Raw genomic sequence first — 16,284 nt, forward strand, 5'->3', positions numbered from 1 at the left:
AAAATGATGCGAAAATGAAAAACGGGGTTGTGTTGGTTTTTAGCTCAATGGCAATCTTAGATCGACCTGAAGGCCATTGCCCCAACGCGGCGTGGAAAGCTCCACCGCGGCCGCGAGGCGATCGGCCGTATCCGCGACGATGGCAAGGCCGAGTCCCGCCCCTTCGGTATGAAGGGTGTTGAGGCGATAGAAGCGCTGGAAAACAGCCTCCCTCTCATGCGGCGGAATGCCGGGTCCGCTGTCGCTGATCGAGATGCGGCCGAAGCTCTCCTCCGATGAAATCGAAACTCTGATCTCGCCGCCGACCGGCGTGTATTTGATGGCATTATCAAGCAGATTCGTCACCATCATGCGCATCAGCGATTCATCGGTCCTGACCTGGATCTTTTCGTCCCCTTCCAGCACCACGTCGAGCTCGCGATCGGTGATAATGTTGCCGAATTCGGCGATCAGCGACGCGACCCAATGGTAAAGCGTCACGGACGTCAGATTGAGAGGGTGATGGCTGACCCTGGCAAGCCGCAGCAACTGTTCGATCAGGTGAATGGCGCGGTTGTTGCTGGCGACGAGATCGGAAATGATCGCTTGCCGCTCATGGTCGCTGTCGCTGTTTTCGAGCATGCGCAGCAGAAGCTTCACGCTTGCCTGGGGCGTACGCAATTGATGCGCGGCAAGATCGGAGAAGCGGCGCTCCAGCGTCAGAGACTGACCGAGCTTTTCCAATAGCTGGTTGATCGACCGGCCGAGCGGCAGGAGATCGCGTGGCAGCGCGTCCACCGGAATGGCCGAGAGATCGTCCGGCGATCGCGTGCGAATCTGCCGCACCAGCCCATGGATCGTGCGCAGGCCGCTGTTGATGCCGAGCCAGATGAGAAAGGCGATGACGGGCACCAGCATCAGCAGCGGAAAGAAGAGATTAAGGAGTATGTTGGAGACGAGCGTTTCGCGAAGCGCGATCTTCTCGCCAAGCTCGATCACGATGGTGGTGTTCGGGATCGGCAGCGAATAGACGCGCCACTCGTCCCCGCCATAGGTCAGGGTCGTGAAGCCCACCTTCTGCTGCGGGACGTCGGACAGGAAGGCCGTGCTGCTGTAGAAACGGATATTACCGTCGACCCAGGCCCGAAACATGTGGGCATCGGCATAATCGTCGGCATCCTCGTTGAAGGCCAGCTGGTTGTCCATGTTGAAATCGATGTCGTCGATCTGCTTGGCCGTACGGTCCGGCGTCTTTTCCAGAGGGTGTCGCAGCAGGCTCCAGATCACGTTCGCATCGTCGATCAACTGGGCGTCGTAGATATTGTTGATCTCCCGCGTCGCGCTGTTGAAGGCGAAGGCGGCGATGACGACGATCGTCACCACGACAACAGGCGCGATGCGCAGAAAAAGCTTGCGGGTAAGCGTGGAATTGTTCATCGCTCGATCATGTAGCCGACGCCGCGGATCGACTTGATGAAATCGGTGCCGAGCTTCTTGCGCAGATTGTAGATCGTCACTTCGATCGTGTTGCTCTCGACGGTGTTTTCGGCGTCATAGAGCGCATATTCGATATCGTTCTTCGTCACGTAGCGGCCGCTGCGCTCCATCAGAAGCTTCAGCAGATGGAATTCCTTGGCCGTCGTGTGCACCTGGGCACTGCCCTTGCGGGCGACCATGGCCGATGGATCGACCTCGACATCGCCGCAGCGGATGACGCTTTCGGTCCGTCCGTCGCGGCGGCGGATGAGCGCGCGCAGGCGCGCCAGCAGCTCATCCAGATCGAAGGGCTTCACGAGGTAATCGTCGGCGCCCTCGTCGAGGCCCTCGACCTTCTGGCGCACGGAATCCATCGCCGTCAGCAGCAGCACGGGCACGGAATTCCCCCGCTGACGGATGCGCCGCAACACTTCCATGCCGCTCAGCTGTGGCAGATTGATATCGAGGACGATCGCCGCGAAATGCGAATTCTCCGCCGCCTCCAGGCCGGATTCGCCGTCGCGCATCCAGTCGACGCCATAGGCGTGCTTTTCCAAGGCCTTCTTGAGCGATGATCCGAGGATATTGTCATCTTCAACAAGCAGAACCCGCACGACCAACCTCACTTAACCGAATTTCATAGCCGATGTGAGCCGCAATTGAAGCGGCCATGTGGCAAAGCTATGACGGATCATTTCCACCTGGCAAGAGCCGCGGGAAAAGCCCGCCGGCCCGTCGGATATCGCACTGCCAAGCCGGAAGGGCGAAACCGCCTGGCCGGCAACGTCAAGGCTGCGCATCGATCAGGCATTCGGCGAGGTGCATTTTGGCTGGATTTCGATCGGGCGACTGCAATATGCCGATCTCGCGATAGAAGGTTTCCCCGGCGAGCGACACCATGCGCACCGGCGTGGCGGAAGGCGGGCTGCCATCGACGATCGGCAGGAGCGCCACCCCAAGCCCGCATGCGACCAGAGCCGATATCCCGGCGATGTCGTCGATCTCGATCGCCTCGTTGGGATCGATCGAATGTGCCCGCAGAAACCGGTCAACCTGCCGCCCTCCAAAGGAGCCGCGGTCATAACGGATGAAGGATTGCTCTTTCAACAATGTCCGCCAATCGTCGCCCTCCAGCCATTCGGGAACCGCCAGTCCATAGGGCTCGCGCAGCAGCGGCTGCCATTCGAGGTTCTTCGGCAAACCAAAAGGAGGCTCGATAAGGACCGCCAGATCGAGCTCGCCCGCATCGATCAAATCGAGCAAGTGAAGGGAAACGCCGGGAACGATACGAACGCGGGTGTTCGGAAACCGCTGCCGAAACGGCACGAGCGCACGCGCAAGGATCGCCGACTGAACCGAGGCGATGGCGCCAATATGCAGCTGGCCGCCGGATGCGTCATCGGCGGGATCAGCGAGATGGTCGAACATCGCGATAATGGTCTTGGCGCGTTCGAGCGTTCTCAAGCCGGCGGCGTTTAACATCGCGGAACGGCCTGTCCGCTCGAACAGCGTCATGCCGAGCCTTTCTTCGAGCCGTTTCATCTGGCCGCTGACCGCTGCCTGGGTGAGTCCGATCCGCTCTCCCGCGGCGGCAAATGTCCCAAAGCGAGCGACCGCAACCAGGGTTTTAAGTTCCGGAATCATGATTCATAATTTTTCCTATGCCTCAGCCTAACGATATACAGTTTTTCATAGGAAAAAATGTACCTTATTCATGACTGCATCGAGTTCGCACTTCAGGGAGACGATCATGAGCGCAGCACCCCTTCACCCGTTTCATCTTGCATTCCCCGTCAACGATCTTGCCGCGGCCCGAACCTTCTACGGCGGCCTTCTTGGCTGCCCCGAGGGCCGGAGCTCGCCCGACTGGATCGATTTCAACTTCTATGGCCATCAGATCGTTGCCCATCTGGCGCCGAGCGAAACCGGGGAAGTGGCCGCAAATGCCGTCGATGGCCATGGTGTCCCCGTCCGCCATTTCGGCGTGGTTCTATCGATGGAGGAATGGGAAGCAGCGGCCGAGAAGCTGACGAAGGCCAACATTGATTTCGTCATCAAGCCCTATATCCGCTTCCGCGGCGAGCCCGGAGAACAGGCGACCATGTTCTTCAAGGATCCCAGCGGCAATGCCATCGAGATGAAGGCCTTTGCCGACATCAACAGCCTGTTTGCAAAATAGCGCCGAGCGCTGAGGATAGGAGCATCATCCGGCGACGATAAGCGGCCGCCGACAGGGCGCGATGCTCATATTCTCCATTAATTGCCTAAACCGCGGTCGAAACTGATGGCGTCGGCTGCCTGATCACGCATCCTCAACTTGCCCATGGCCGCCTGCAGCACGGCAAAGATGCGTGCATCCGTCGATTGGGCGACATTGAAGCGCATGAAGCGACCCGCTGTGTCGGAAACGCTGAAGGCATTGCCGGGCGCGAGAATGATGCCTTCGGCAAGGCAGGCGCGGGCGACATCGGCCGCATCCAGCCCCTCCGGTAATCGGCACCAGAGAAACATGCCCGCCTGGGGCTTGAGCCAGGGAACGATGCCAATGGCCTCAAGACGGGCTGCCACCTCGGCCATGGTCTTTGCAAGCCGGACACGCAGCGCTTCGACATGCTTGCGATAGCTGCCGTCCTTCAATGCAAGGTAAACGAGCTCCGCCGACAATTGCCCGCAGCTGAAACTGCTTGCGACCTTGAGATCGACGAGACCGTCGATCCAGTCCGGCTTGGTGGCGATAAAGCCGCAGCGCACGGAGGCAGAGAGCGTCTTCGAAAAACTGCCGATATGGATCACCCGGTCGAGCCCGTCATAGGCTGCGAGACGCGGCACCGGCACAGCCTCGAAATCGGCGAAGATATCGTCCTCGATGATGATCAGCCCGAAAGCATCCGCCAGCTTCAATAGCCGATGCGCTGTCACCGGCGAAAGCGCGGCACCGGTCGGGTTATGAATAGCCGAATTGGTGATGTAGAGCCGAGGCTTATGTCGTTCGAGGGCCTGACCGAACAGCTCGATATCCGGCCCCGTGGGCGTGAAGGGCACGGAGACGACATTGGCGCGATGAGCCCGCAGCAGCGCATGGAAATTGAAATAGCAGGGGTCGTCCACCAGCACGGTATCGCCGCGTTCAAGCAGAAAGCGGCAGAGGAGGTCGATCGCCTGCGTACCGGACTCCGTCAACATGATCTGGTCCGGAGGCGCATTGATGCCATGCTCGCCGAGACGCCTGGCAAGAAGCTGCCGCAGCGGCGGCAGGCCGAGCGGCGTCCCGTAATTGGCGAGCACGCCGATATCGCCCCGCGCCAATGTCCGCATCGCGCGGCGCAGGGCCGCCTGCGGCAGCCAGGACGGCGGAAGCCAGCCGCAGCCTGGCTTCAAAGCATCATCACCGACCTCCAGCGATTGCCGCGAGATCCATAGCGGATCGACATTGCGATCCGACGTTGCTCCGGTTTCGGTGAGCGACAACGGCGGCAACTGCCCGCAGACATAAAAGCCGGATCCCGGGCGCGAACGGATCGTGCCCTCGGCGGCAAGCCGCTCATAGGCCTCGACCACGGTGGAAACCGAGACCTGCATCGTCTTGGCGAAGCTGCGCACCGAAGGAAGCCGCGCACCCGGCGCCAGGCTGCGACTGGCAATGCGGTCGGAAATCGCCGCCATCACCCCTTCGATCCGCGTACTCCCGCCAATGCCGGCCGTCGAGAGATCGCTCATCCGTACTGCACCTTCAACCATAACAGTTTGCGCAAATTGTACTGTACCGTATCTGGCTTGACCAGACAAATGCACCGATATCTGCGAGCATCAAGAAGGAGCATGCACGATGGATAAAACGACGACGGGATGGATCTACGGTTTGACCGGAGTAGTGATTTTCAGCGGCTCCCTGCCGGCGACGCGGGTGGCCGTCATGGATTTCGATCCGCTGTTCCTGACCGTCGCGCGCGCCGTGATCGCCGGTCTGCTGGGTCTCTGCCTTCTGCTTGCCTTTCGCGAGAAGCGCCCGGCCCGCGGCGATATCACCGCGCTCGCCATCGTCGCGCTTGGCTGCGTGGTCGGCTTTCCGCTGCTGACGGCGCTGGCGCTCAAGCACGTCACCTCTGCCCATTCGATCGTCTTCATCGGCCTGCTGCCGCTGGCAACGGCCATCTTCGGCGTGCTGCGCGGCGGCGAGCGGCCACGGCCGGCCTTCTGGATATTCTCCGCCCTCGGCAGCGCGCTCGTCAGTGGCTATGCCTTGGCACAGGGCGTATCGGCCTCGCCGGTCGGCGATCTCCTGATGCTTGCAGCCGTTCTCGTCTGCGGCCTCGGCTATGCCGAAGGCGCGGTGCTCTCGCGCCGGCTCGGCGGCTGGCAGGTCATCTGCTGGGCACTGGTCCTGTCCCTGCCAGTCACGGTCGCGCTCTGCGTCATGACCATGCCGCACAGTATTGACGGCATCGGCCGCCCGGCCTGGCTCGGCCTCACCTATGTCTCGCTCTTCAGCATGCTGATCGGCTTCGTCTTCTGGTATCGCGGCCTGGCGCAGGGCGGCATCGCAGCCGTCGGCCAGCTGCAATTCCTGCAGCCCTTCTTCGGCTTCGCGCTTGCGGCAGCACTGCTCAAGGAAAGCGTCAGCTGGTCGATGCTCGCCGTCACGATCGCTGTCGTCGGCTGCGTCGCCGGCGCCAGGAAATTCGCGCACTGAGCCATCGAGCCGAGCAAGGGCCTTGCCGCTTGACCTCCTAAACTGATCGGTCTATTAAAAACCCATCGGTTTAGAAGGAGTTTATCATGCCGACCCCTCTCGTCCCACCTTTCACCCGCGAAACCGCCATCGCCAAGGTCCGCTTGGCCGAGGACGGCTGGAACAGCCGCGATCCGGAGCGTGTTTCCAAGGTCTACACGGAAGACAGCCAATGGCGGAACCGCGCCGAATTCCCGCGCGGCCGCAAGGAGATCGTCGAATTCCTGACGCGCAAATGGGCAAGGGAACTGGATTATCGGCTGATCAAGGAACTCTGGGCCTTCGACGGCAATCGCATTGCGGTGCGCTTTGCCTATGAATGGCACGACGACAGTGGCCACTGGTTCCGCTCCTACGGCAACGAGAACTGGGAGTTCGATGCCGACGGCCTGATGCAGCGCCGTTTCGCCTCCATCAACGACATGCCGATCAGGCAAGAGGACCGGAAATTCCATTGGCCGCTCGGCCGCCGGCCCGACGATCATCCAGGCCTCTCCGAACTCGGCCTTTGAGATGGTGCGCACCGTCTTCGAAAAGCCCGACGCCATAGCCCTTGTCGCCGAGGTCTTCCGCGAACTCGGCTACGAGGGTGCGTCGATGAGCAAGATCACCGCCCGCACGAAACTGTCCAAGGGCAGCCTCTATCACTTCTTTCCTGGCGGCAAGGAGCAGATGGCGGCCGAGATCATGGCCCATATCGACGCCTGGTTCGTGACGGAAATGTTCGAGCCGCTCGAGGGGGAGAAACCGCGCGCGGCAATCGCCCGCATGTGGGAGACGACGGATAGCTATTTCCGCTCCGGCCGCCGCGTCTGCCTGATCGGCGCCTTCGCGCTGGATGAAACGCGCGATCGCTTCTCCGCCGCCATCCGCGGCTATTTCCATCGCTGGATCGAGGCGCTCGCTGGCGCTTTGCTCAAGGCGGGGCTGTCGGGCACGAAGGCAAGAGCGCTTGCGGAAGAAGCCGTCATCGGCATTCAGGGCGCATTGACGCTTGCCAGGGCACTTGGCGATGAGACGATTTTCGGCAGATCCCTTGCGCGGTTGAAGCAAAGGCTTGAAACTGCGCTCGATTAGCCTCTTTGGCCGGTGCGAATCACTGGCAGTCGCTCGACAGTCCGGACGGATGATGCGCTCGCTCCGACGACGGAAAGCCGCCGAAACCGGTATTTCTGGTGGCGGGAATGGGCACGCAGGCATGATAATGCCCTGATCTTAAACAATCCTCCATAAATGCACGGCATTGTTAACCATGTTTGATTTGCAACTATCCAGGCTCCTGTGCTCAGCAGGGAACGGGAGCGCCGAGGAGACGGATAGAAGATGCTGCAACAGGTACACGACATCGATGACGCGCTGATCGATCAACTGCAACGGTCGGCGTTCGAGTATTTCATGCTTTACACCAATCCGGAAAACGGACTGGTGGCGGACACGTCCATCAAGACGAGCCATTGCAGCATTGCCGCAGTCGGCTTTGCGCTGTCGAGCTACCCTGTCGCCGTCGAGCGTGGATGGATCAGCCGTGCCGATGCCGCCAAACGAGTGCTCGCCGCACTCGATTTCTTCGCCGACAGCCAGCAGGGCGACGAGCGCGGCGCCACCGGCCATCGCGGCTTCTACTACCATTTTCTTTATATGGCGACCGGCAAGCGCGCCTGGAACAGCGAGCTTTCGACCATCGATACCGGTCTGTTGTTGCTCGGCGTCCTGACGGCTGCCGCCTATTTCAATGGCGCCAGCCAGGCCGAGCGCGATATCCGCAAGCAGGCAAAATTCCTCTACGAACGGTGCGACTGGCATTGGGCTTTGAACAAGGGCCAAACCATGAGCATGGGCTGGAAGCCGGCGAGCGGCTTCCTGCGCTGGCGCTATCAGGGCTATGACGAGGCGATCTTCCTCTATGTGCTGGCGCTCGCCTCGCCCACGCACGCGGTCCCGTCATCGAGCTACGATGCCTTCGCCTCGACCTATACCTGGATGATGTTCAAGGACACGCCCTTTCTCTATGCGGGGCCGCTGTTCATCCACCTTTTCTCGCATGCCTGGATCGATTTCCGCGGCATCCGCGACAAGCATGTGACCGATAAGGACACCGACTACTTCCGCAACACGCAGACCGCAATTGCCGTGCAGCGCGACTACACGGAACGCAATCCCGGCCATTTCACCGGCTATACGAAGGATATCTGGGGTCTTTCCGCCTGTGATGGCCCGAACCCCACAGGCACCAAACATAGCCTTCGCTATGCCCCGAAGGTCTTCGGCTATGCAGCCCGCGGCGCTCCGCTCGGCCCCGATGACGGCACCATCGCCCCCTGGGGACCACTGTCCTGCCTGGCTTTCGACCGCCAGGCTGCGCTCGACGGCACGAGGGCGCTGCTGTCAACCTATCCCAACCTGCTGCTCGACGGCCGTTTCCCCGGCGGCTTCAATCCGAGCATCAAGGGATCCGGTCCGGAAGGCTGGGTGGATGACCGCTCGGTCGCCATCGATCAGGGGCTACTGGTCATGATGATCGAAAACGCCCGCACGGGCATGATCTGGGACCTGATGCGTCGATCTCCGATTCTCCGCAACGGCCTGGAACGCGCCGGCTTCACCGGCGGCTGGCTGGACGAGAAGAAGACAACGCCGGCCATCGCTTGATTTCATATCGTGAGTGACCGTCAGGCGTCATCGTCAACGTAGCGACTGCCTGCCTTGTCCCTCACCCTAGCCCTCTCCCCGCAAGCGGGGCGAGGGGACGACCGAGCGGACCAACTAGCCTCTCACCCCCACAGCGTCTTGTTTTGCACGATCATTCCCCGTCTCTGCTTGCGGGACAAAGGAATAATCGAACCGAGCAACTATCCTGGATTTTCTACGGCAATGCATTGCTCTGCGCCCTCTCTACCCGCTTGCGGGGAGAGGGCTGGGGTGAGGAGCCGTGCACAAGGACGCGGCGAAAACACACTCCCCCGACAATCTTCAGCACCTCAAACCTTCTCTATCGCCGCAATCACCTCATCCTCGACGGAGATGCCCTCCGTTAGCGCAAGGCGCCGTGCACTCTGGCCACGCCGGCCCGGCAGGCGGACATTGGGATCGCGGGTGATTTCCCCCGCCAGCAAAGCCAGCCGCTGCGCCGTATCCGTCGCACTGGTCGCGGCGGGATTGATGGCGATGATCGTATGACCGAGCGCCGGCGGCGCGCCCTTGTCGTCGAAGAGCGAAGAGGATTCGAAGGCGTAGTTGGCACCGGTCAGGCCCGCCGCCAGTATTTCGACCATGAGGGCGAGCGCCGCGCCTTTCGAATCGCCGGCCGGGATCATCGTGCCGGCGAGAGCCTCTTCGGCATTGGTGGTTGGCTTTCCCTCGCGGTCGAAAGCCCAGTCGGCGGGTATCAAGGCGCCCTGCTGCCGCGCGGCCATCACCTTGCCGCGCGCCACTTTCGAAAGCGCCAGATCGATCACGATCGGCTCGTCATCCGGAAGCGGCGCGGCAAAGGCGATTGGATTGGTGCCGAAGATCGGCGTCTTGCCGCCCCAGGGCGCCATCGCCGCCGGCGCATTGGCGACCATCAGTGCCACCAGTCCCTGATCGGCGAAACGTTCCACGGTCAGGCCCATGACGCCGGCATGATGCGAGCGGCTGATGGCAACAAGCGCAATTCCCTGCTCGCGGGCGACACCCGGAATCTCGGCAACAGCAAGGTCGAGGGCGGGATAGGCATAACCATTGCCGGCATCGATGCGCAGCACGGCCGGAAAAGGCCGGCTCATCCGCGGCGTGGCGAAACCGTCGGTCTTGCCGGCCTTGGCCTGTCCGGCGTATGCGGGCACGCGGCGCAGACCGTGGCCGCTTTGCCCGGCAGCCTCCGCCGCGACAAGCGCCACCGCGACCGAGCGGGCATTCTCAGCGCTCACCTTGCTTCGCCGCAACGCCTCCACGACCAGCGTTTCGGCTTCGGCGAGCGACAGGTGCATGAGGCGGAACCTTGAAACATACGTAGAGGATAAAGGCTTTCTACGCCTTCATCCCTCCCATCGCAATGCAGCAAGGCTCTGGTGTTTTACGCCACGTCGAACTTGACACCCTGGGCCAATGGCAGCGTGCGTCCGTAGTTGATCGTGTTGGTCGCCCGACGCATATAGGCCTTCCAGGCATCGGAACCGGATTCGCGGCCGCCGCCCGTTTCCTTCTCGCCACCGAAAGCGCCGCCGATCTCGGCGCCGGAGGGACCGAGATTGACGTTGGCAATGCCGCAATCCGAACCGCGCGCGGAGACGAACGTCTCGGCTTCCCGCATGTCGTTGGTGAAGATCGAGGACGACAGGCCCTGCGGCACGGCATTATGCAGCGCAAGCGCCCTGTCGAAATCGCTGTACTTCATGACATAGAGGATCGGCGCAAAGGTTTCCTGCTCGACCGGACCGGTCTGCGCGGGCATTTCGACGAGCGCCGGGCGAACGTAAAAAGCGTCGGCGGAGCCGTTTTCGACTCGCTCGCCACCGGTGATCGTGCCGCCGGCCGACTTCGCCGCGGCAAGCGCTGCCTGCATGCGCTCGAAAGCCTGCCGGTCGATCAGCGGCCCGACAAGGGTTCCCGCCTCAAGCGGATTGCCGATCGTCACAGAACCATAGGCATTCTGCAGACGGGGAACGAGCTGGTCGTAGACGCTGTCGTGAACGAAGAGACGGCGCAGCGTCGTGCAGCGCTGGCCGGCCGTGCCCATCGCGGAAAAGGCGACTCCGCGCAAGGTGAGGTCGAGATCGGCCGTCGGGCAGACGATCGCCGCATTGTTGCCGCCGAGCTCGAGGATGGCACGGGCGAAACGACCAGCGAGGCGCGGACCGACGGCGCGGCCCATGGCCGTCGAGCCGGTCGCCGAGACCAGCGGCACCTGTGGATGATCGACCAGCAACTCGCCGAGATCGCGGCCGCCGATCAACAGCGTCGAGAGATTGGCCGGTGCTTCGCCACCCTCGGCGACATAGCGCTTCAGCGCCTTTTCGAACAGAGCCTGTACGGCGAGCGCCGTCAGCGGCGTCTTTTCCGACGGCTTCCAGATGGTGGAATTGCCGCAGACGATGGCGAGCGCCGCATTCCACGACCACACGGCAACGGGGAAATTGAAGGCCGAAATGATGCCGATCGCCCCCAGCGGGTGCCAGCTTTCCATCATTCGATGTTCGGAGCGCTCGGTGGCGATGGTCAGGCCGTAAAGCTGGCGGGAAAGGCCGACTGCGAAATCGCAGATATCGATCATCTCCTGCACTTCGCCGAGACCTTCGGACGTAATCTTGCCCACTTCAATGGACACGAGGCGGCCAAGGCCGGCCTTGCCGGCGCGCAGCTCCTCGCCGAGCAGGCGGATCAATTCGCCGCGCTTCGGCGCCGGCACGCTGCGCCATGCGAGAAACGCCTCGTGCGCCGCCGCGATCGCCCCCTTCGCCTCTTCGGCCGAATGCTCCTTCAGCCGCCCGATTTCGGCGCCTGTCACCGGGGACCTGACCACGAGCGTTCCGCCGGTATAGCGATCGGCCGATACGCCAAGCTCCGTCAGTATTGCCTTGGTTTCGGCAGCAAGATCTGATGTCGCGGTCATCCTGTTTCCTCTTCCCGTAATGCTGGTTCGATGTTTTCAGACTCTAGCGCCAACGAAATGCGCGGCCTGGGCGCCGGCCTCGTACCACATTTCCTTCGCTGCCCTGAAACTCGGCTCGACGATGTCGGTCACCGGCAGCGGCAGGTCGGCCTCGGAAATCTGCCCCAAGATATGGCCGGCAAGCACCTTACCGAACACGGTGCCCGGCGCGATGCCACGACCATTATAGCCCGAGAAGCCGACGACGTTCTGCTCGAGCTTGTGGAAGCGCGGCAGCGCATTGTCTGTCATGCCGATCTTGCCATACCATTCGCATTCGAACGGAATATCGCCAAGCTGTGGAAAAAGCTTCCTGATCGACCGCCGCGCCCAGTTTTTGTGAATGGCAAGACCAGTGTTGCGCAACGCACCGACACTGCCGAAGACGAGCCGGCCAGCCTGATCCATGCGGAAGGACGAGAGCACCTCCTTGGTGTCCCAAGCGCCCTCGCGCCCGGGCAGCACGGAATTCTTGAGGTTGTCGCCGAGCGGGATGGTGGCAAAATTGAAATAGGGCAGATGCACCTGTTCGTTTCGCACCGCCTCCCAAGGACCTGTACTATAGGCATCGGTCGCAACGACGATCCAGTCGGCGCTGACCTTGCCGCCATCGGTCGTAACAACCCATTTCGCACCGTTTCTTTCCGTCGACGTCACGCGGCTGCCGGTATGAACGACAACGCCGACTTTCACCACGGCATGGGCAAGTCCGCGCGCATAGGCAAGCGGCTGCAGCGTGCCGGCGCGCATGTCGAGCAGCGCGCCGGCATAAGCCGAGCTGCCGACCCTGCGTTCCGTCTCCCGCGCGTCGAGCACCGTGACCGGCGCGCCGCGCTTGCTCCATTGCCGGGCGCGCTCCTCGATTTCCTTCAGCCCCTCGGGGCCAACGGCGCAATGCAGCGTGCCGTTGCGCTCGAGTTCGCAGGCAATGCCATGCTTTTCGATCAACTCCATGACCAGCTTCGGTCCATTGCCGAGCAGTTCGAGAAGCCGCTCGCCATGGACGGCACCGAGTTCGCCCGGCAGATCGTCCGGCATCACCCACATGCCGGCATTGATCAGGCCGACATTGCGTCCCGCGCCGCCAAAGCCGATTTCATTGGCTTCGAGCAGCACGACACTGGTGCCGGCCTCGGCCAGATGCAGCGCCGTCGAAAGACCGGTATAGCCGCCGCCGACCACCACGACATCGGCTGATGCCGCGCCGGAAAGCGGCTTCGTTGCCGGCGGCGGGGGAGCGGTCTTTTCCCAAAGACCATGGGAGCGCGGGTCATTCAGCATGAAATCGGTCCAATCGACAGAGATAATCGTGCCAATCTAGCGCTATGCTCTAAATTGCGGAAGCGGCAAGAACGACATCCGGTGGACAGAGCATGATGCCGAAAAGTGTGATCGGTTTTCGGACGACATCATGCTCCACTTCTTTGGTTCCAGAGCGGATTCAGATTCTAGGTCGAACAGACCTAAAATCATCCGCTCTGGAGAAAAACTTGCATGGCGACGGCGCTTTCGACCATTATAGAGGAAACGCCGGTCGCCATCGTGGCCGCAGACAAAGTACGCCGCCATCGCGGCCGCGGATAAAAGCAGGACACTCTCATGAAGCCCATTTTCGTTCAGCTCCAATGCGCCCCCGGCAAGACCTACGAGGTCGCCGACGCCATCTACCAGACGGAGCTGGTTTCGGAGCTGTATTCCACCAGCGGCGACTACGACCTGCTGATGAAGGTCTACATCGCCGAAGAGCAGGATATCGGCAAGTTCATCAACGACCACATCGCCAACATCCCCGGCATCATCCGCTCGCTGACGACGCTGACCTTCCGCGCGTTTTAAGATATCCGGATCTCGGGTCGATACATCATCGCTAAGGCCAAGTTCCTGGGATTGCCCCTCACCCCAACCCTCTCCCCGTTTTTGACGGGGAGAGGGAGTCTATTGAGTCTTGTGAGCGGGACAAAAAGCGCGCAACAAACACCGGACCAGTCCCCTCTCCCCGCAATGCGGGGAGAGGGTTGGGGTGAGGGGCCAGGCACGAGAGTGACGGCCGGACAAAACCGCCCGGCGTCAACCACACTCCCCTGACAAGCTCATACCTCCCTCGCAAATCGCTCCGACATTAACCCTTTTGTCCGAAACATAACGCTCGCCGACCCGCGATTAAGCCCTTTTTAACCGCCCCGATGATCTGCTTTGCCAACTGATCAACGGGAGGCGCGCTGTAGCGCCTGATTGCCGACGCGTGGTGCGGCATAGGGTCGAGGGTGGATCGATGACATCGGCGGTTGCGGATATTCAGGCAAACAAGCAGGCCGGGCCGCTGATCGTACATGTCGTGCGCCAGTTCCTGCCGAACAAGGGCGGCCTGGAAGACGTTGTTGCCAATCTCTGCCGTCAACTGGTCTCTCGCGGCTATCGCGTGCGCGTCGTCACCTGCAACAGCCTGTTTTCCGATCCTGGCCGAAAACTCGCGGAACACGAAACCATCGACGGCATCGAGATCGTGCGCATTCCCTGGTCCGGCTCCAGCCGCTACCCGCTGGCTCCAAAAGTCTTCCGCCATTTGGCCGATGCCGATCTCGTTCATGTCCACGCGGTCGATTTCTTCTTCGACGCGCTGGCCTGGGGCAAGCTGATGCATGGGCGCCCCATGGTCGCCACCACGCATGGCGGCTTCTTCCACACGCAGAAATATGCCGCCATCAAGAAGGTCTGGTTCAATACGGCAACGCGGCTTTCGGCGCTTGGCTATGCTTCTCTCATCTGCTGCAGCCAGTCCGATGCGCGGCTCTTCTCCCAGATCGCCGACAGCCGCGTGCGCCTGATCGAGAACGGCGCCGACGTCAGCAAGTTTTCCAATTGCGCAGCGCTGGAAGCCCGCCGCCGCGTCGTCACCATCGGCCGCTTCTCAGTCAACAAGCGGCTCGACCACCTGCTCGATGCCATGAAGGTGCTGGCCGCCCGCGATACTGAATGGCATCTCGATATCATCGGCGCCGAGTCGGATCTCGATCGCGCGACGTTGGAAAAGGAAATCGCCGCGCGCGGCCTGGAACACAATGTCGCGCTGCATGTCTCGATCGACGACGGCTCGATCCGCAATATCATCGCCCGCGCCTCGCTCTTCGCGTCGGCCTCCGAATATGAAGGCTTTGGCCTGGTGGCGATCGAAGCCATGAGCGCTGGCCTGCTGCCGGTGCTGAATGCCAACGAAGCCTATAAGGCGATGGCAGAAACCCATCCGGCTCTCATGCTCTCGGATTTTTCCGATCCGGAAGCAGCCGCCGATACCCTGACCGCAGCGTTCAAACGCCTAGAGGCCGACGACCTGACCTTGCGGGAGGAGCTGCTGCGCGATGCCCGTGCTTACGCGTGGGACGAAGTCGCCCAGCGTTACATGGAGGTCTATGCGGAGACCCTGACCCCGAAAGGCAAATCGCCTCAGTTCCTGCGCCAGCGCGGCCAGGTGGCATAACCTTCCAGAATGCCCATGAGCCAGGCCCGCTTGTAGCGAGCTGCATCGCGGTTGAAGCGCGCCAGCGCCGCCAGCCAGCCGGCGACCGGCCGCAGCAAACGATAACAGACATAATACAAGGGAAAGGCCTGCTTGCGCATCAGCGCGCCGAAACCGCGCCCGTATTTGCGTGCACGCTCCACCTGCCGTGGGCCATATTCGCTGGTGACCTGATCGTGATGGACGATGAGCTCGGGAAAAAACATCGCTTGTCTGCCGGCGGCAAGGGCGCGCAGCAGAAAATCCGCCTCCTCGCCGCTCTGGAACGGTGATCCTGAGCCGACGCCGAGATCCTCGTCGAAACCGCCGATATCGGCCAGTGCGGCCCGGCGCACGAAGATGCCGTTGGAATTGCCGCATTTCAGATAATTCCAGCGCGTCAGCGCAAGCCGCCTTTCGCCGGTCGGGCTGACCGAGGCCAGGCCTTCGGCATCGAGCGTGCGCCCCGTGACGATCGCCAGCTCAGGATGGGCTGAAAACAGCGCCTCGGCAGTCGCAAGCGTCTCGGCCTCGTACCAGCAATCGTCATCGGGAAAGCAGACATAGTCGCCCCCGGCAACCGCCATGCCGTTGTTGCGTGCCCGCGAAAGCCCTTTTGGCGAACGGATATGACGGATGGCGAAGTGAGGCGAAAAACGGTCGATGAGTTCGCATAGCCGGTCATCCGCATTTTGGTCGACGACAACGGCCTCGAAATCCCGGTGACGCTGTTCGACGAGCGACCGGAACAAACGCTCGAGCTGATCAAAGCGATCGACCGTACAGACGATCAGGCTGAACAATGAAACCCTCCGGACAAGCCCCAGACGACCAACATCCGAAGGAATGAATATTAGCCGAAGTAAAAAATGAACTTATGGCAGCATTAAACTCTAAATATTAAGGCATATGAAATAGAGCTGACGGTATCCCACGAAGAGCCGGATATGTGCGGTAAATTCCGGCAATTTGAGGAGC

Annotated in this window: 15 protein-coding genes; 7 read left to right on the forward strand and 8 right to left on the reverse strand. The window is 61.5% G+C overall.

Annotated features, from left to right (window positions below):
- Nucleotides 1-39: 39 nt before the first annotated feature.
- The 3 genes from HGP12_RS10695 to HGP12_RS10705 form a co-directional block, all read right to left on the reverse strand.
- Nucleotides 40-1,416 carry a sensor histidine kinase gene (locus tag HGP12_RS10695; protein ID WP_168839834.1) on the reverse strand — a complete coding sequence of 459 codons (1,377 nt, stop codon included), beginning with the start codon at nt 1,414-1,416 and terminating at the stop codon, nt 40-42.
- A complete protein-coding gene (locus HGP12_RS10700; protein ID WP_168839833.1) occupies nt 1,413-2,069 on the reverse strand; it encodes a response regulator transcription factor in 657 nt (218 codons plus the stop codon). Before HGP12_RS10700 ends, HGP12_RS10695 begins: the two co-directional genes overlap by 4 nt.
- A 172-nt stretch (nt 2,070-2,241) precedes the next feature.
- Nucleotides 2,242-3,099, reverse strand: a complete 858-nt coding sequence (locus tag HGP12_RS10705; protein WP_168839832.1) for a LysR substrate-binding domain-containing protein — start codon at nt 3,097-3,099, stop codon at nt 2,242-2,244.
- Nucleotides 3,100-3,205: 106 nt separating this feature from the next.
- Between HGP12_RS10705 and HGP12_RS10710 the strand changes: the two genes are divergently transcribed.
- Complete coding sequence (locus HGP12_RS10710; RefSeq protein WP_168839831.1) at nt 3,206-3,634, forward strand: VOC family protein; 429 nt, start codon at nt 3,206-3,208, stop codon at nt 3,632-3,634.
- A gap of 77 nt (nt 3,635-3,711) precedes the next feature.
- Here the strand turns inward: HGP12_RS10710 and HGP12_RS10715 are convergent, their stop codons facing one another.
- Entirely contained in the window at nt 3,712-5,172 is a 1,461-nt protein-coding gene (locus tag HGP12_RS10715; protein ID WP_246703316.1) for a PLP-dependent aminotransferase family protein, read from the reverse strand.
- A gap of 109 nt (nt 5,173-5,281) precedes the next feature.
- On the opposite strand from HGP12_RS10715, the gene HGP12_RS10720 reads away from it, so the two are divergent.
- The 4 genes from HGP12_RS10720 to HGP12_RS10735 all read left to right on the forward strand — a co-directional run bounded on the left by HGP12_RS10720 (nt 5,282) and on the right by HGP12_RS10735 (nt 8,833).
- Nucleotides 5,282-6,145 carry a DMT family transporter gene (locus tag HGP12_RS10720; protein WP_168839829.1) on the forward strand — a complete coding sequence of 288 codons (864 nt, stop codon included), beginning with the start codon at nt 5,282-5,284 and terminating at the stop codon, nt 6,143-6,145.
- 86 nt (nt 6,146-6,231) lie between these two features.
- Complete coding sequence (locus HGP12_RS10725; RefSeq protein WP_168878745.1) at nt 6,232-6,696, forward strand: nuclear transport factor 2 family protein; 465 nt, start codon at nt 6,232-6,234, stop codon at nt 6,694-6,696.
- A gap of 1 nt (nt 6,697) precedes the next feature.
- Entirely contained in the window at nt 6,698-7,261 is a 564-nt protein-coding gene (locus HGP12_RS10730) for a TetR/AcrR family transcriptional regulator (RefSeq protein WP_168839827.1), read from the forward strand.
- A gap of 246 nt (nt 7,262-7,507) precedes the next feature.
- On the forward strand, nt 7,508-8,833 hold the full coding sequence (locus tag HGP12_RS10735) for a glucoamylase family protein (protein ID WP_168878746.1): 1,326 nt from the start codon (nt 7,508-7,510) through the stop codon (nt 8,831-8,833).
- 329 nt (nt 8,834-9,162) lie between these two features.
- On the opposite strand, the gene HGP12_RS10740 is transcribed toward HGP12_RS10735, so the two are convergent.
- The 3 genes from HGP12_RS10740 to HGP12_RS10750 all read right to left on the reverse strand — a co-directional run bounded on the left by HGP12_RS10740 (nt 9,163) and on the right by HGP12_RS10750 (nt 13,094).
- A complete protein-coding gene (locus HGP12_RS10740; RefSeq protein ID WP_168878747.1) occupies nt 9,163-10,152 on the reverse strand; it encodes an Ldh family oxidoreductase in 990 nt (329 codons plus the stop codon).
- A gap of 86 nt (nt 10,153-10,238) precedes the next feature.
- Nucleotides 10,239-11,774 carry an aldehyde dehydrogenase family protein gene (locus HGP12_RS10745; RefSeq protein ID WP_168878748.1) on the reverse strand — a complete coding sequence of 512 codons (1,536 nt, stop codon included), beginning with the start codon at nt 11,772-11,774 and terminating at the stop codon, nt 10,239-10,241.
- 36 nt (nt 11,775-11,810) lie between these two features.
- Nucleotides 11,811-13,094, reverse strand: coding sequence for an NAD(P)/FAD-dependent oxidoreductase (locus tag HGP12_RS10750; RefSeq protein WP_168839823.1), 1,284 nt, complete (start codon nt 13,092-13,094; stop codon nt 11,811-11,813).
- Nucleotides 13,095-13,412: 318 nt separating this feature from the next.
- Between HGP12_RS10750 and HGP12_RS10755 the strand changes: the two genes are divergently transcribed.
- Nucleotides 13,413-13,649 (forward strand): Lrp/AsnC ligand binding domain-containing protein, encoded by a 237-nt coding sequence (locus HGP12_RS10755; RefSeq protein ID WP_069614817.1) that lies wholly within the window; start codon nt 13,413-13,415, stop codon nt 13,647-13,649.
- Nucleotides 13,650-14,085: 436 nt separating this feature from the next.
- A complete protein-coding gene (locus HGP12_RS10760; protein ID WP_168839822.1) occupies nt 14,086-15,288 on the forward strand; it encodes a glycosyltransferase family 4 protein in 1,203 nt (400 codons plus the stop codon).
- Here HGP12_RS10760 and HGP12_RS10765 read toward each other — a convergent pair.
- Nucleotides 15,255-16,109 carry a glycosyltransferase family 2 protein gene (locus tag HGP12_RS10765; RefSeq protein WP_168839821.1) on the reverse strand — a complete coding sequence of 285 codons (855 nt, stop codon included), beginning with the start codon at nt 16,107-16,109 and terminating at the stop codon, nt 15,255-15,257. The genes HGP12_RS10760 and HGP12_RS10765 overlap by 34 nt on opposite strands.
- Nucleotides 16,110-16,284 lie beyond the last annotated feature (175 nt).

Source organism: Rhizobium sp. P28RR-XV, from assembly GCF_012641385.1.
Taxonomy (GTDB): Bacteria; Pseudomonadota; Alphaproteobacteria; order Rhizobiales; family Rhizobiaceae; genus Rhizobium.

What these genes read in the sequence shown, in the direction of transcription:
- HGP12_RS10695 (WP_168839834.1), bottom strand. Translation starts at nt 1,416, where the DNA reads ATGAACAATTCCACGCTTACCCGCAAGCTTTTTCTGCGCATCGCGCCT.
- HGP12_RS10705 (WP_168839832.1), bottom strand. Translation starts at nt 3,099, where the DNA reads ATGATTCCGGAACTTAAAACCCTGGTTGCGGTCGCTCGCTTTGGGACA.
- HGP12_RS10740 (WP_168878747.1), bottom strand. Translation starts at nt 10,152, where the DNA reads ATGCACCTGTCGCTCGCCGAAGCCGAAACGCTGGTCGTGGAGGCGTTG.
- HGP12_RS10745 (WP_168878748.1), bottom strand. Translation starts at nt 11,774, where the DNA reads ATGACCGCGACATCAGATCTTGCTGCCGAAACCAAGGCAATACTGACG.
- HGP12_RS10750 (WP_168839823.1), bottom strand. Translation starts at nt 13,094, where the DNA reads ATGCTGAATGACCCGCGCTCCCATGGTCTTTGGGAAAAGACCGCTCCC.
- HGP12_RS10760 (WP_168839822.1), top strand. Translation starts at nt 14,086, where the DNA reads ATGACATCGGCGGTTGCGGATATTCAGGCAAACAAGCAGGCCGGGCCG.
- HGP12_RS10720 (WP_168839829.1), top strand. Translation starts at nt 5,282, where the DNA reads ATGGATAAAACGACGACGGGATGGATCTACGGTTTGACCGGAGTAGTG.
- HGP12_RS10715 (WP_246703316.1), bottom strand. Translation starts at nt 5,172, where the DNA reads ATGAGCGATCTCTCGACGGCCGGCATTGGCGGGAGTACGCGGATCGAA.
- HGP12_RS10710 (WP_168839831.1), top strand. Translation starts at nt 3,206, where the DNA reads ATGAGCGCAGCACCCCTTCACCCGTTTCATCTTGCATTCCCCGTCAAC.
- HGP12_RS10755 (WP_069614817.1), top strand. Translation starts at nt 13,413, where the DNA reads ATGAAGCCCATTTTCGTTCAGCTCCAATGCGCCCCCGGCAAGACCTAC.
- HGP12_RS10725 (WP_168878745.1), top strand. Translation starts at nt 6,232, where the DNA reads ATGCCGACCCCTCTCGTCCCACCTTTCACCCGCGAAACCGCCATCGCC.
- HGP12_RS10735 (WP_168878746.1), top strand. Translation starts at nt 7,508, where the DNA reads ATGCTGCAACAGGTACACGACATCGATGACGCGCTGATCGATCAACTG.
- HGP12_RS10730 (WP_168839827.1), top strand. Translation starts at nt 6,698, where the DNA reads ATGGTGCGCACCGTCTTCGAAAAGCCCGACGCCATAGCCCTTGTCGCC.